This window comes from Shigella dysenteriae (genome assembly GCF_022354085.1).
GTDB classification, from domain to species: domain Bacteria; phylum Pseudomonadota; class Gammaproteobacteria; order Enterobacterales; family Enterobacteriaceae; genus Escherichia; species Escherichia coli.
The window spans coordinates 48,447-62,708 of record NZ_CP055055.1 but is presented as its reverse complement, the minus strand read 5'-3'; the positions used below and the strand labels follow the sequence as shown (position 1 = coordinate 62,708).

Annotated in this window: 9 protein-coding genes and 1 pseudogene; 4 read left to right on the top strand and 6 right to left on the bottom strand. The window is 54.2% G+C overall.

Features of this window, described 5'->3' with window-relative positions; all coding sequences use genetic code 11:
* Positions 1–69 precede the first annotated feature (69 nt).
* On the bottom strand, positions 70–2,250 hold the full coding sequence (katG, locus tag HUZ68_RS00335; RefSeq protein WP_001297636.1) for a catalase/peroxidase HPI: 2,181 nt from the start codon (positions 2,248–2,250) through the stop codon (positions 70–72).
* Positions 2,251–2,578: 328 nt separating this feature from the next.
* On the bottom strand, positions 2,579–3,469 hold the full coding sequence (metF, locus tag HUZ68_RS00330; protein WP_000007523.1) for a methylenetetrahydrofolate reductase: 891 nt from the start codon (positions 3,467–3,469) through the stop codon (positions 2,579–2,581).
* Between the two features lie 75 nt (positions 3,470–3,544).
* Between metF and HUZ68_RS24895 the strand changes: the two genes are divergently transcribed.
* The gene (locus HUZ68_RS24895; protein WP_000660586.1) at positions 3,545–3,679 is read left to right on the top strand and encodes a hypothetical protein; all 135 of its coding nucleotides are present in this window, start codon (positions 3,545–3,547) and stop codon (positions 3,677–3,679) included.
* A gap of 138 nt (positions 3,680–3,817) precedes the next feature.
* On the opposite strand, the gene metL is transcribed toward HUZ68_RS24895, so the two are convergent.
* Positions 3,818–6,250, bottom strand: coding sequence for a bifunctional aspartate kinase/homoserine dehydrogenase II (metL, locus tag HUZ68_RS00325; protein WP_000110772.1), 2,433 nt, complete (start codon positions 6,248–6,250; stop codon positions 3,818–3,820).
* A 2-nt stretch (positions 6,251–6,252) separates the two neighbouring features.
* Positions 6,253–7,413, bottom strand: coding sequence for a cystathionine gamma-synthase (gene metB, locus HUZ68_RS00320; protein ID WP_001352864.1), 1,161 nt, complete (start codon positions 7,411–7,413; stop codon positions 6,253–6,255).
* 276 nt (positions 7,414–7,689) lie between these two features.
* On the opposite strand from metB, the gene metJ reads away from it, so the two are divergent.
* From metJ to HUZ68_RS00305, 3 genes and pseudogenes are all read left to right on the top strand, one after another.
* Positions 7,690–8,007 (top strand): met regulon transcriptional regulator MetJ, encoded by a 318-nt coding sequence (gene metJ, locus HUZ68_RS00315; RefSeq protein ID WP_000852812.1) that lies wholly within the window; start codon positions 7,690–7,692, stop codon positions 8,005–8,007.
* Between the two features lie 183 nt (positions 8,008–8,190).
* Positions 8,191–8,799 carry a YiiX family permuted papain-like enzyme gene (locus tag HUZ68_RS00310; RefSeq protein ID WP_000797342.1) on the top strand — a complete coding sequence of 203 codons (609 nt, stop codon included), beginning with the start codon at positions 8,191–8,193 and terminating at the stop codon, positions 8,797–8,799.
* Between the two features lie 144 nt (positions 8,800–8,943).
* Positions 8,944–9,636: pseudogene (locus tag HUZ68_RS00305) on the top strand (IS1 family transposase).
* Positions 9,637–9,705: 69 nt separating this feature from the next.
* Here HUZ68_RS00305 and HUZ68_RS00300 read toward each other — a convergent pair.
* Both HUZ68_RS00300 and rhsC read right to left on the bottom strand, forming a co-directional pair.
* Positions 9,706–10,029 (bottom strand): RHS element protein dsORF-f3, encoded by a 324-nt coding sequence (locus HUZ68_RS00300; protein ID WP_001323627.1) that lies wholly within the window; start codon positions 10,027–10,029, stop codon positions 9,706–9,708.
* A 1-nt stretch (position 10,030) separates the two neighbouring features.
* Entirely contained in the window at positions 10,031–14,215 is a 4,185-nt protein-coding gene (gene rhsC, locus HUZ68_RS00295) for a rhs element protein RhsC (RefSeq protein ID WP_239594004.1), read from the bottom strand.
* Between the last annotated feature and the right edge of the window lie 47 nt (positions 14,216–14,262).

The following is a 14,262-nucleotide window of genomic DNA, read 5'->3' as shown; positions in this document are numbered from 1 at the left end:
TGTGGACACTATACGCCGGTAAAGAAACTTCAGCGACTGCCTGAAAGACAGTCGCTGAAGAAGGTCAGATTACAGCAGGTCGAAACGGTCGAGGTTCATCACTTTCACCCATGCCGCCACGAAGTCTTTAACAAACTTCTCGTGGGCATCGCTGCTGGCGTAAACTTCCGCTACCGCACGCAGGACAGAGTTAGAACCAAATACCAGATCCGCACGGCTGGCTGTGTATTTCACTTCGCCGGTTTCACGGTCACGACCTTCGAACAGCTCTTTCGATTCGTCAGTCGCTTTCCACTCGTAACGCATATCCAGCAAGTTCACGAAGAAGTCATTGCTCAATACGCCAACGCGGTCAGTGAAGACGCCGTTTTTGCTGCCATCGAAGTTGGCACCCAGTACACGCATCCCGCCCACCAGCGCAGTCATTTCCGGCGCGGTCAGCGTCAGTTGCTGTGCTTTGTCGATCAGCAGTGACTCGGTGGTGGAAACGTCCAGACGAGCGCGATAGTTACGGAAACCGTCAGCAATTGGCTCCAGCAGCTCAAACATCTCAATGTCAGTCTGATCCTGACGCGCATCAACGCGACCCGGCGCAAACGGTACATGAATGCTCAAACCTGCGGCGCTTGCGGCTTTCTCAACACCAACCACACCAGCCAGCACGATGATATCCGCCAGCGAGGCTTTACCAGACTCTTTCTGGATTTTCTCCAGAACAGGCAGAGCACGAACGGCTGCGGCGTTCACATCCCAGTCGCGCTGCGGCATTAATGCCAGACGCGCACCGTTGGCACCACCGCGTTTGTCGCCACCACGGAAGGTAGAAGCAGATGCCCAGGCCACCGATACCAGCTCACTAACAGACAGACCAGAATCCGCAATCGCGAATTTCAGATCGATAATGTCCTGCTCGGTCGGGTTGTAGATCGGCTGCGGCAGCGGATCTTGCCAGATCAGATCTTCTTTCGGTACTTCCGGTCCGATGTAACGAGATTTCGGCCCCATATCCCTGTGCGTCAGTTTGAACCAGGCACGGGCAAAGGCTTCGTTGAACGCCTGCGGATCGTTGAGGAAACGACGAGAGATCTTCTCGAACTCAGGATCAAAACGCAGCGTCAGGTCGGTCACCAGCATCGTCGGTTTACGTTTCTTCGACGGATCGAACGGATCCGGGATAATTTCCGGTGCGTCTACCGCTTCGAACTGGATTGCGCCAGCCGGACTGCGGGTCTGTACCCACTCATATTTGAACAGGTTCTCGAAGAAATAGTTGCTCCACTGGGTCGGCGTCTGGGTCCAGACAACTTCCAGACCAGAGGTAATGGCATCTGCGCCAACGCCGCTGCCGTAAGTGCTCGCCCAGCCTAAACCTTGTTCTTCAATCGGTGCAGCTTCTGGATCAGGACCTACATTTGATGTCGGACCGGCACCGTGGGTTTTACCCAGCGTATGACCACCCGCAATCAGCGCCACGGTTTCTTCGTCGTTCATGCCCATGTTGCCGAAGGTCGCGCGGATAGCTGCTGCCGCAGAAAGCGGTTCGCCGCTGTGGTCCGGGCCTTCCGGGTTAACGTAAATCAGGCCCATCTCGGTTGCACCCAGCGGTGCTTTCGCCAGCGCTTCCGGATGACGGTGAGTCAGCCAGGCTTTTTCATCACCCCAGTTAACATCCAGATCCGGTTCCCAGACGTCTTCACGACCGGCACCAAAACCGAAGGTACGGAAGCCGGAGTTTTCCAGCGCCACGTTACCTGCGAGGATAAACAGGTCGGCCCAGGAGATTTTCTGACCATATTTCTGTTTGATTGGCCACAACAGGCGACGCGCTTTATCGAGGCTTACGTTATCCGGCCAAGAGTTCAGCGGTGCAAAACGTTGCTGACCACGACCCGCGCCGCCGCGTCCATCGATTGAACGGTAAGTACCCGCGCCGTGCCAGGCCATACGAATAAACAGACCGGCGTAACTGCCCCAGTCGGCAGGCCACCACGGCTGAGATTCTGTCAGCAGGGCTTTCAGATCTTTTTTCAGGCCGTAGTAATCTAATTTGCTGAATTCTTTGCGGTAGTCAAAGTCCTCACCCAGTGGGTTAGAACGATTAGAATGTTGGTTTAACAGGTCAACACGGAGTTGATTTGGCCACCAGTCGCGAGTGGTTGTGCCCGCCCCCGCGCTCTGGTCGTGACCGCCCTGATGGAACGGGCATTTGCCAGTGGCTGTGGTGTTATGAATATCGTCTGACGTGCTCATCAATGTGCTCCCCTCTACAGTGTTACCGTTACGATACACAGCGTTAGAGAGAAGTTATAATTGAATTAATCCACGGATGCGATAGTTGAGATCTTACATATTGTTGGTTAAAGAGATGTAGATCAAATTGATCGTAATTAAGCTTTTTTGATTATGTCCGAATTCGGACAAATGCTTTATAAAAAAGGGTTTTAGGTTCATATCCTTCAAGTAATGAGGGAGAAAACAAGGCTGATAACCTTATTTTCCCGCCCTCATTTCGAGGCAGCATTTTGTGCTCTGTTTAAAATTTGTGATCACTGTGTGATTTTCACAAAAGCCACACTATTTATAAACCAGGTCGAACACCCAGCGTATGGCAAATCGCGTAACTCATTTCAGCGCGGTTAAGCGTATAGAAGTGGAAATCTTTCACTCCTTCACGGCTTAAAATCTTCACCATATCCATGGCAATATTCGCTCCCACCAGTTTGCGGGTTTCGGCATCGTCGTCCAGCCCGTCAAACATTTGTGCCATCCACGCCGGAATACGCACGTTGGTCATATCGGCAAATTTCTTCGCTTGTTTAAAGTTCGAGACCGGCAAAATTCCCGGAATAATTTCCACATCAATACCCGCCGATACGCAGCGGTCACGAAAACGCAGGTAGCTTTCGACATCAAAGAAGAACTGAGTAATCGCGCGGTTGGCTCCGGCATCGACTTTGCGTTTCAGGTTGAGCAAATCCGCCTGAGCGCTTTTTGCTTCCGGGTGAACCTCCGGATACGCCGCCACGGAGATATCGAAATCTGCCACTTCTTTTAACAGCGTCACCAGGTCAGAAGCATACATTTCCGGCTTACCACTTCCCGGCGGCAGATCGCCACGCAGCGCCACGATATGACGAATACCGTTATTCCAGTAGTCGCGTGCAATGGTGCGCAGCTCGTCGGGCGTCGCATCAATGCAAGTAAGATGCGGTGCCGCTTCCAGACCAGTGCGATCTTTAATGCCTTTAATAATGCTGTGCGTACGGTCGCGCTCGCCGGAGTTCGCGCCATAGGTCACCGATACAAACTTCGGTTTCAGGCTGCTAAGGCGATCGATGGAGTTCCACAGGGTCTGCTCCATTTCACTGGTACGCGGCGGGAAAAACTCGAACGAAACGTTAATTTGCCCCTGGACTTCTGCCAGGCTCTGATTCAGGGCATCCCGCTGGCTGGCGTGAAAAAAGCTCATACCTTACCTCATCAATCGCTTGTAGTTATATGTTGTGTTGTGCACATCTATCCGTTTAGACGTCCAGATGTAAAGATGAAGGAAAAGCCGAAGGGCGTCAACCGAAAAATGACCAATGATGGTGAGGAAAAATCAGGGAAGATGAAAAAACTTCAGGATGGTAAGAAAAAGAAAATCCGGTATGCAAAGCAAACCGGACTGCAAATATAAACTAACCATGTACTTATTGCTTCTTGCCGGATTCGTCGTAAACGCTTAATCCGGCCTAATCCTATGATAATTCAATATATTTCATTAGAAACCATAAACCCGAAAACATGAGTACCGGGCATTATTAAATTTCTGAAATTACAACAACTGTGCCAGCCGGTTGATATCCGACTGAATCGCCCCGGCGGTGACGTCGCGCCCCGCGCCAGGCCCACGGATCACCAGCGGGTTGTCGCGATACCAGCGGCTTTCGATGGCAAAGACGTTATCGCACGGCAGCAGTGATGCCAGCGGATGGTCTTCACGCACCGCCTCCACGCCCACACGCGCTTTGCCGTTGGCATCGAAACGCGCCACGTAGCGCAGCACCAGCCCCATTTCGCGGGCCGCTTCCAGCCGTTGCACCATCTGCTCGTTAAGTTCATCGCCATTTTCAAAGAAATGGTCGATGCTGCCGCCTTCGCAATGAGCAGGCACCAGCGATTCCACACGTACCTGGTCCGGTTCAATGTTGTAACCCGCTTCACGCGCCAGAATTACCAGCTTGCGCATTACGTCTTTGCCGGAGAGGTCGTCACGCGGATCAGGCTCGGTTAAGCCCTGCTGCCACGCCTGATCCACCAGCTCGGTAAACGGCACGCTACCGTCGAATTGCAGGAACAGCCAGGAGAGCGTGCCGGAGAAGATCCCGCTGATCGACAAAATAGTATCGCCGCTGTCGATCAGATCGCGCACGGTGTGGTTGATCGGCAAGCCCGCACCGACGGTGGCATTGTACAGCCAGTGACGCCCGGTTTTTTCGAAGGCGTCGTGGATCTGGCGATATTTATTGCTGTCGCTGGCTCCCGCCAGTTTGTTGGCGCTGATAACGTGGAAACCGTGGCTGGCGAAATCAAGATACTGATCAGCAAGCTGCTGGCTGGCGGTAACGTCCAGCACCACTAAATCATCATACGGATGGGCGCGCATCCACAGGAACAACGACTCTTCATCCTGCTCAACCGCTTCATCGTTGAAGAAGGCTAACGCGCGACTGGCGTCCAGCCCGTCATAGCTCAACAGGCTGCGGCGGCTGTCCACCACACCTGCCAGCACAAACTCAAAGCCGGTACGTGCCGAAAGCGTGCTCTGCTCACGGGCGAACAGTTCCAGCCAACGGGAACCGATATTGCCCTTACCGAACAATACCAGGCCGATGCGTTTTTCTGCGCGGAAGACGGACTGATGCAGCCCCTGAATCAGGCTTTCGGTCGGGCCGGTGCGCAGTACTGCCACCAGGCTGATGCCGTCATCGGACTGCCAGGTAAATTCGACCGGCTGGCCTTTCAGTTGCTGCCAGAAGCGGTGGCAATGCAGCGGGTTACGGGTGACGCCTGCACCGACCATCGCCACCAGCGCCAGCCCCTGACGCAGGCGCAGTTCGCCAGGTAATCCCGCTTCGTCGAGGATTTTCAGCGCACTGTCGGCCACTTCTGAGGTGTAGCAAAATTGCAGCAACTGGCGATCGTTATGTACGCCAACCGCCAGCGGGCGTACCTGCGCGCGTTTCAGGATTTGGTCGATCTCTTTATGCGCCAGTTTGAAATCCTGACTGGCGGGCACCTGAAACTCAATCAAACAGACATCATCGTGGCTGGTGACAATACGCGCACCAGTACCGGAGGCCAGCACGCGTTCAATGCGCGTGGAGCCTTGATCCGGCGTGTAGCTACAGCGCAGCTGCAGGTCGATTTCGCTGCCAGAAACTGGCTGTAAAGTACGGGCGTGAAGAACGGGAGCCGCCAGGCGCGCCAGTTCGCTGGCCTCATCCAGACGCAGCAACGGCAGCAGGCAGGCATCTTTCACTTTACGCGGGTCGGCACTGTATACCCCGGCGACGTCGCTCCAGATGGTTACACGAGAAACACCCGCCAGCGCACCGATTTGTGTCGCGGAATAGTCGGAACCGTTACGCCCCAGCAGCACCGTTTCACCGGCGTTGTTGCGGCTGATAAATCCGGTCACCACCAGACGTTTGCCCGGATGTTGCACCAGCAGCTGTTGCAGCAACGGGTAAGAAAGCCCTTCATCAACCTGCGGTTGTGCGGCGCGTTCAGCGCGTAAAAACTCGCGGGCATCAAGCCAGGCCGCTGGCAGCCCTTGTTGATTAAGTACCGCAGACATCAGGCGTGCCGACCATACTTCCCCGTGGCCCACCACTTCCGCATACACTGCGTCGTTAATACCGCTGTCGAGCAGCGCCGCCAGGCGCTCAAGGTCGCTGACAAAAGCGCTAATGAGGCTATCGGCTTCTTCAGCGGGTAGCAGACCGCTAATCAGATCGCACTGATAGCGACGCAGCGTTTGTTGAACCTGATGCGCAGAGAGACGATCGGTCTGGCTTAGTTTCAACCAGTTAATCAACTGGTTAGTGGTGCTACCGGCGGCGGAAACCACCATCATATCGTCAGGCTGAGAGTACTCCGCCATAATGCCCGCGACACGCAAATAACACTTCACATCAGCCAGACTACTGCCACCAAATTTATGCAGCTGACGACCTTTCGCCCCTGCCTGCGCAATCACACTCATTTTTACCCCTTGTTTGCAGCCCGGAAGCCATTTTCCAGGTCGGCAATTAAATCTTCGCCATCTTCAATACCGGTGGAGATACGCAGCAGCGTCTCGGAAATCCCGGCGGCAGCACGCGCTTCTGGTGCCATGCCTGCATGTGTCATGGTTGCGGCGTGAGAGATTAAACTTTCCACTCCCCCTAATGATTCCGCCAGCGTAAACAACGACAGCCCGCCCAGGAAACGACGCAGCGTCTGCTCATCGCCATCCAGTTCAAAACTCAACATTGCGCCAAAGCCTTTTTGCTGACGCGCGGCAATTTCATGCCCCTGATTTTCCGGCAGCGACGGGTGATACAGTTTTTTCACCAACGGCTGGGTTTGCAGATATTTCACAATCGCCTGCGCGTTGCGCTGCGCCAGCTCCATACGCGGCACCAGCGTTCGCAACCCGCGTAGCAGCAGATAGCTGTCAAACGCGCCGCCCGTCACGCCAATATTGTTTGCCCACCAGGCAAGTTCAGTGACAACGTCCGGGTCTTTAGCAATCACCACGCCGGCCACCACGTCTGAGTGACCGTTCAGATATTTCGTGCATGAATGCAACACCAGATCGGCACCTAATGCCAGCGGATTTTGTAATGCCGGGCTTAAGAAGGTGTTATCCACCACGCTCACCGCCCCGACTTCCCTTGCCAGATGGCAGATTTTCGCAATATCCACGACGCGTAACAATGGATTACTTGGGCTTTCTACCAGTACCAGTTTGGGTTTATCTGCCAGCGCTGCCCGTAATGCCTGTTCATCGCCTTGATCAACAAACAACACGCGATAGCAACCGCGTTTCGCCAGGCTGTCGAACAGGCGATAGCTACCGCCGTAGCAGTCGTGCGGCGCAACCAGCAGATCGCCAGGTTTCAAAAAGACGGTCGTTACCAGGTGAATCGCGGACATGCCGGTATTAGTAAGTACTGCACCAGCACCGCCTTCCAGTTCTGCCAGCGCACGCTGAACCACATCGCGCGTTGGGTTGCCGCGACGCGAGTAATCATGCGCGCGCGGTTCATTAAATCCGGTAAAGTTATATGTGCTGGAAAGATGGATCGGTGGGACAACGCAACCATACTGTTCGTCGTCATTTAACCCGCTACGCACTGCGATGGTGGCCTGTTTACGCGTCATGTGATGAAGTTCCCTGGGCTTGGTCGGTGAAATGTCAGGCACCAGAGTAAACATTGTGTTAATGGACGTCAATACATCTGGACATCTAAACTTCTTTGCGTATAGATTGAGCAAATCCCAAATAGCCGTTAAAATTATATGCATTATCACGCCAGCAGGTGGATTACCCGATGTCACGGTAACGCCTGTACGGTAAACTATGCGGGTTTACGGTCAGTGGCCACATTAAATGTGTGGTCTGGTCTCAATTTATTGACGAAGAGGATTAAGTATCTCATGGCTGAATGGAGCGGCGAATATATCAGCCCATACGCTGAGCACGGCAAGAAGAGTGAACAAGTCAAAAAGATTACGGTTTCCATTCCTCTTAAGGTGTTAAAAATCCTCACCGATGAACGCACGCGTCGTCAGGTGAACAACCTGCGTCACGCTACCAACAGCGAGCTGCTGTGCGAAGCGTTTCTGCATGCCTTTACCGGGCAACCTTTGCCGGATGATGCCGATCTGCGTAAAGAGCGCAGCGACGAAATCCCGGAAGCGGCAAAAGAGATCATGCGTGAGATGGGGATTAACCCGGAGACGTGGGAATACTAAAGCGGAAAAGAGCGGCGCGGAGTGGAACCGCCTGATGCGCTACGCTTATCAGGCCTACGTCATATTGCAATTTATTGAATTTGCACGAACTTGTAGGCCGGATAAGGCGTTCACGCCGCATCCGGCATAAACAACGAGCACGTTGTCTGCGACCCACCGCTTTTTATACATGGACGTTTAACTATGAAAAACAGGCTGCTGATCCTCAGCCTGCTGGTTTCTGTACCTGCCTTTGCCTGGCAGCCGCAAACTGGCGACATCATCTTTCAAATCTCTCGCTCATCGCAAAGTAAAGCGATCCAACTGGCAACCCATTCCGATTACAGCCACACCGGTATGCTGGTGATACGCAACAAAAAGCCCTACGTTTTTGAAGCGGTCGGCCCGGTGAAATACACCCCGCTCAAGCAGTGGATCGCCCATGGTGAAAAGGGCAAATACGTCGTTCGCCGCGTTGAAGGCGGACTGAGTGTTGAACAACAGCAAAAACTGGCGCAAACGGCAAAACGTTATCTCGGTAAACCGTATGATTTCAGCTTCTCATGGAGCGACGATCGCCAGTACTGTTCGGAAGTGGTGTGGAAGGTTTACCAGAACGCGCTGGGAATGCGCGTGGGCGAACAGCAGAAGTTGAAAGAGTTTGATCTCAGCAACCCGCTGGTCCAGGCGAAGCTCAAAGAACGCTACGGTAATAATATTCCGCTTGAGGAAACGGTAGTTTCACCACAAGCCGTTTTCGACGCGCCACAACTCACCACGGTTGCCAAAGAGTGGCCGCTGTTTTCGTGGTAATGGATGATGAAAAAAATAATTCCCGCCGTAGTCTGTTTGTTGCTTTGTAGTTGCACGACCTTTCCGCAAGCTGTCGCTCCGGTAAACGGTGATGCCTCCAATTAGTTGAATTAAGGATATAATACTCGCTTTTAAGGTTGTTTCATGGTCACAGTTAACCTTCATTGCCCCCGTTGCCAGTCCGTTCAGGTTTACCGTCACGGGCAGAACCCAAAAAGACATGATCGATTCCGCGGCCGTGACTGTCACCGGGTATTTCAGCTCAGTTACTGTTACGAGCCCCGTAAACCGGGAGTTAAAGACCAAATCGCTGAAATGACTTTCAACGGTGCCGGGGTTCGCGATACTGCCCGTACGCTGAAAATCGGCATTAATACAGTCATCCGAACTTTAAAAAACTCTCGCCACGAAGAATAACGTCATCCCCGGTCGCTCATGCTGATGTGGCACTCATCTGCAAACTTAGTCAGCAATGGAGCTTTGTCGGCAGTAAAGCGCGACAGCACTGGCTCTGGTACGTGTACAACACGAAAACTGGTGGTGTTCTGGCCTACACTTTTGGCCCCCGGACTGACGAAACCTGTCGTGAATTGCGGGCGCTGCTTACCCTTTTACCATCGGCATGTTGACCACTGACGAATGGGGTAGTTACGCTAGAAAGTTACCGAAGGAGAAGCATCTGACTGGTAAGATTTTTACTCAGCACATTGAGCGTAACAATCTGACCCTGAGAACCCGAATCAAACGTCTGGCCCGCAGAACCATCTGTTTCTCGCGTTCTGTAGAACTTCATGAAAAAGTCATCGGTGCTTTTATCGAAAATATATGTTCTACTAATTGGAGTCATCACCCTTCTGATAAGCTTTCCTTGGATGATTACCAGACTGAATACACAGCCAAAGATTTTTACCTCATTCTGCTCTTTTTTCTCAAATGACATATATTATATTTTACATCATATTCATAGGCATATGACATTCCCCCGCCCCCCATTATGTCATTGTGGGTTGATGTTGGGCTTTCATAAAAAAAAACATCTTTTTTTGAACTAGCATTAATTATATTTACTTTATATATTAAAATATTTTCTCCATCTGGAAATATTTTAGCCACACAATATAAAGCAGCTGAATCCGAATTACTTAAAAATATATTATCATCACCCATAACTCCAGCCATTAAATGACTGGAGACTAAAGCAAGGAAATAACAACATTGTATTGCCTTCATTTTAATTACTCCCTTGCCTGATAATTGTAACTCCATTCCCTTTAGCTTTGGGATTATATTTTAGATAGGTGTTATTTGGTGTTCCCAAGTAACTACTGTATTCTTTTTTTCCCATTCCATTCATATAAGAATTCGTTAAATCTTTGCTTGAAAAATTTAGACTATCATAAACATCATTTTCTTTTGTTACTTTATTTCCTTTATCGTCAGAGTAAAAACCGTGAGTGTGATAATCGCCTACTCTCTCTGAACCTTCAGGGCATTTTATATTTCGCAAGTCTACACTATCATTATCATTTGAACTTATCGGATTCATGGGGAAATATTCACCTTGCTTCTTACATATTAGTCCACCATATTCTTTATTCTCGTTAATTGATTCTCCATTACACATTGCCAATGCAAATATTCCAATATCATCTATATTTTTTGATTTAAATTCATATAATCCTAATGGATCCATGCTATTCACCGGGCTCAGCGGATATGTATACAGGTTCCATCCCCCCTTCAGCCCAATCGGATCCTGAGTGATATACCGCCCCTGCAGCGGGTCATAATAGCGGTGGCGGTTGTAATACAGGCCGGACTCCTCATCATACTGCTGCCCCGGCAGCCGGATAAGCTGCTGCAGCTGATGCGGGTTCTCTTCATTCAGCAGGTTGCCCCATTCATCATATTCTGCGCACCACGCTGTTGCCCCTTCCGTGCTGATGAGCGCCAGCGGCAGGCCGCGATGGTCGCAGTGGTACAGGTGGATTTTTCGCGCCGGCGTGTACACCGGGTCCATCTGGTTTTGCATCTGCTCCACGGTCAGGCCGCACGATGCCAGCCAGCGGCGGCTTTCCTCACTCACCCGGTCAGCCAGGATTTCACTTTCCAGCCGGTCGAGCATCTGCACCAGCACCGGCGGGAACACCACACTGCCACCGTCTTCGCCGCCGGACTGCTGAAGGGCATCCGCCAGGCTGCGGCGCTGCGTTTTCGCCAGCTCACCGGTGGCAGTTTCGACCCTGATGAGTGGCGTGAAGCTCCCCGGCTGATAAATCGTCTGGATGCGGCTCCTGTCGTTCTGTATCGTGGTCAGCCGGTCGCCGTCCCAGCCGTACCAGGTCACTTGCGGTTTCCGTGACAGCGACATCCAGCCCGTCAGGTCCCGTTCACGTCGCCATACCCGTTTTGCCACCCTGCGGCCCAGCGGGTCGTAAAGATAGCGACTTTCGACCAGCGGCTCTGCATATTGTGTCCGCGTGTAGTGCACCAGCCGGTGCTGACTGTCGTAATGGTACCGGTGAGTCCGCTCATCATCCGTGCGGATAACCCCTTCCGGGATGAGGTCGGTTTTCTTTGTCAGCCTGCCGTGACGGTCATACCGGTAAAGATAGTGCGCGTCACGGGCGATACGGTTATCCGGCCACATGCTGAGGGTGCTGTCCGGGTGCAGCTCCGGGTCGGGCAGGCGGTTACCTGCCGGGTCTGTGGCATACGGGATGCGGATATCAAGGTTCGCTGCGGTGGTGTGAACGCCGGTCAGCCTGCCGGTGGTGCTGTAGCTGTAACTCCGGGTCTGGCGCGGGCTGCTGATGCGGATGAGTTCGCCGTTGTCGTTCCAGGTGTAATCGCGGTCAGACAGCAGGCTGTTCAGGTGCTGGCTCTGTAACTGCCCGGCAGGGGTGTAAGCGGTGGTGAGTTCATAACGACCGAAGCTGCGCAGCGTTTCCCGGTGCAGGCGGTCGCGGGTGTACTCCACCAGCGGTGTGTCGCCGAGTTTCATGCCTGCCAGGTAACCGCTGCCGTAGGTCAGCCATTCCACGGCGGGCAGGCTGTCCGGTATACAGCGGTTCGCCAGCCCCTGCGCGTTGTACGCATGTCTGGTCTCATGCTGCCAGAGCAGTGCTTCCGTCTGCGGGTGATGCACCGTCTGACGCTCACCGGTCAGCCGGCCTTTCTCATCATATCCGTAATACACCGCCACCCGGTGCCCTTCGCTGATATGGCTGATGTCTGTCAGCCAGCCGCGTTCGTCATACCGCCACCGCTCTGCGGTTTCGCCATTCACGGTGCGGTGCGTGAGGCGGTCTGCTTCGTCATAGTGCCAGTGGGTGACCAGCCCCTCATCCTCGCTGCGGATAAGTTTGCCGGTCAGGTCGTGGTGATAACGCTGTGTGCGGCCGTCAAAGCCGGTTTCCTGTATCAGCCGGTCGAGTACATCGTAACGGAAGGTGGTGTGGCTGCCGTTTTCACTGGTCAGGCGGATGACCCGTCCGGCAGCATCGTATTCCATACTACGGGTCAGCCCGCCCTGCGTGGTACGGACGGCCTTTCCCCACGCATCGTACTGTGTCCCGTTTCTGCTGCCGTCCGGGGCAATGACGGCGGTCAGGTCACCGGCGATGTTGTATTCATACCGCGTTTCATGGCCCTGCGTGTCTTTCACGGCAATTAACTGTCCACGGCTGTCGTATGCGCGGTACTGACTCAGCCCTTCCTCGCGGTGCACCGCCGTCATCTGCCCGAAGCGGTCATGGTCATAACGGGTTACATAACCGGAACAGTCGGTGAAGCTCAGCAACTGACCGTAACGGCTCCACGTCATGGTTTTCCGGCTGCCGGTGGCATCGTCCGTTGCGCAGGGTAAGTCACTGTGTGGATTATCATAACGGTAGCGGGTGATATCGCCGTCAGGGGCAGTTTCCTGAATCAGACGGCCCAATTCATCATATTCCCGGCGTATTTCCAGCCCGTCAGGCCCGGTGGCTGACGTTAACTGGCTGTGGTGGTTATAGTAAAACGCCGATGCCCTGCCATCCGGCGTGGTGATGCGCGTGATGAGGCCCGTCACCACATCCGGGCTGTATTCTGTTGTCCGGCCTGCGGCATCCGTCTGTGTCCTGAGCCTGCCCACGGCGTCAAACTGACTCTGCGTGACGCTGCCGTCCGCGTGTTCCTTTTTCACCACCCGCTTCAGCCCGGCTTCGCCCTGCGTGTGCAGCACTTCACGGCGGTCCAGGCTGTCGGTGATGGTGATGTGGTCTTTCTCATACTGATACGTGTAGCTTAAGCCTGCCGGGTTAAGCTGTTCTGTCACCCGCCCGTCGCTGTCGTAACGGTAACGGATTTCCGGCCGGCCCGTGTGACGGTGCGCCACCATCCGGCCCCGGTATTTATCATCGTAAGTAAAGCTGCGCACCTGTTTGCCACTACGGTCATACACCACCGCCAGTTCGCCGCGTGGCGTCCAGCCATAGCGCACCAGCGGCGCGGCAGGTAAATTCTCCGGGTATTCCGGGTCGTGCGTCAGCCACACGGCAGACAGACGGATGCCGTTGTCCCGGCCATATTCGGTGTAACCCGGCAGGGTATCAGGAAAAGCGGACGGTTCCGTCCCGCCGGAAATGGCCTGCTGCCGGGCTTCTTCTGCCCGCTGCGCCTGCGTGGTCAGTACCAGCCGGAAGTGACGCCCGGCACCATCCGTCACGCCGGTGATTTCGCCGCTGAATTCACCGGCGGCTTCGCGGTGGAACGTCTGTGTGCGCCCGAAGCGGTCCACCAGCCCGGTCAGTACCCGGTACGGCGGCAGCGGCGCAGGCAGCACCTCATCCGCTTCCGGCACCCGCTCACACCAGCCGAGCAGCCACCACGGCCCCTGCGGACTGTTTGTCGCCAGATAACGATGCGGACTTAAGCGGAGTTCTTCCGGCAGCGCCTGCCAGAGTGCGGCCAGCCGGTGACCTTCATCCAGTTTCGCCACGCCGCCGCGCACCAGCCACAGTGACTCGCTGCGGCTGTAACCGTCCTCACCGGGAAACAGGTGCTCAAAATACAGGCTTCTGCCGCCGTTATCACTGAGTATCAGTGTGTTATCGCGCAGCTGTAAGCGGATATCCGCAGGCATTTTCCAGCCGGGGCCGAGGCTCCCCACCGGCGCGGGCGTTTTTGTCCGGTAACTGCTGTAGGTGCGGGAGAGGATGAACGGCAGCGGGCCGGGCAGGGCGATGTCGGTTTCACCGGGAAGGACCTTTGCACCGAGCAGGGGATTGACCGGATGGCCGGACGTCACTCCGCCGGGGCACACCGAACAGGCCACGCCGGTGGGGGCACCGATGCGCACCCCGGCTGAACCCTGGACAATGCTACCGCCATACTGCGTCATGTCGCCCTGACGCGCCGCCGGTTTTCCGCTCATCGTAAAATCCTTTTGAAATAAATAAGAACCAGAAGCCTAGCGCCAGT

What these genes read in the sequence shown, in the direction of transcription:
- HUZ68_RS24895 (WP_000660586.1), top strand. Translation starts at nt 3,545, where the DNA reads ATGAAGGAAAAGCCGAAGGGCGTCAACCGAAAAATGACCAATGATGGT.
- metB (WP_001352864.1), bottom strand. Translation starts at nt 7,413, where the DNA reads ATGACGCGTAAACAGGCCACCATCGCAGTGCGTAGCGGGTTAAATGAC.
- metJ (WP_000852812.1), top strand. Translation starts at nt 7,690, where the DNA reads ATGGCTGAATGGAGCGGCGAATATATCAGCCCATACGCTGAGCACGGC.
- HUZ68_RS00310 (WP_000797342.1), top strand. Translation starts at nt 8,191, where the DNA reads ATGAAAAACAGGCTGCTGATCCTCAGCCTGCTGGTTTCTGTACCTGCC.
- rhsC (WP_239594004.1), bottom strand. Translation starts at nt 14,215, where the DNA reads ATGAGCGGAAAACCGGCGGCGCGTCAGGGCGACATGACGCAGTATGGC.
- HUZ68_RS00300 (WP_001323627.1), bottom strand. Translation starts at nt 10,029, where the DNA reads ATGAAGGCAATACAATGTTGTTATTTCCTTGCTTTAGTCTCCAGTCAT.
- katG (WP_001297636.1), bottom strand. Translation starts at nt 2,250, where the DNA reads ATGAGCACGTCAGACGATATTCATAACACCACAGCCACTGGCAAATGC.
- metF (WP_000007523.1), bottom strand. Translation starts at nt 3,469, where the DNA reads ATGAGCTTTTTTCACGCCAGCCAGCGGGATGCCCTGAATCAGAGCCTG.
- metL (WP_000110772.1), bottom strand. Translation starts at nt 6,250, where the DNA reads ATGAGTGTGATTGCGCAGGCAGGGGCGAAAGGTCGTCAGCTGCATAAA.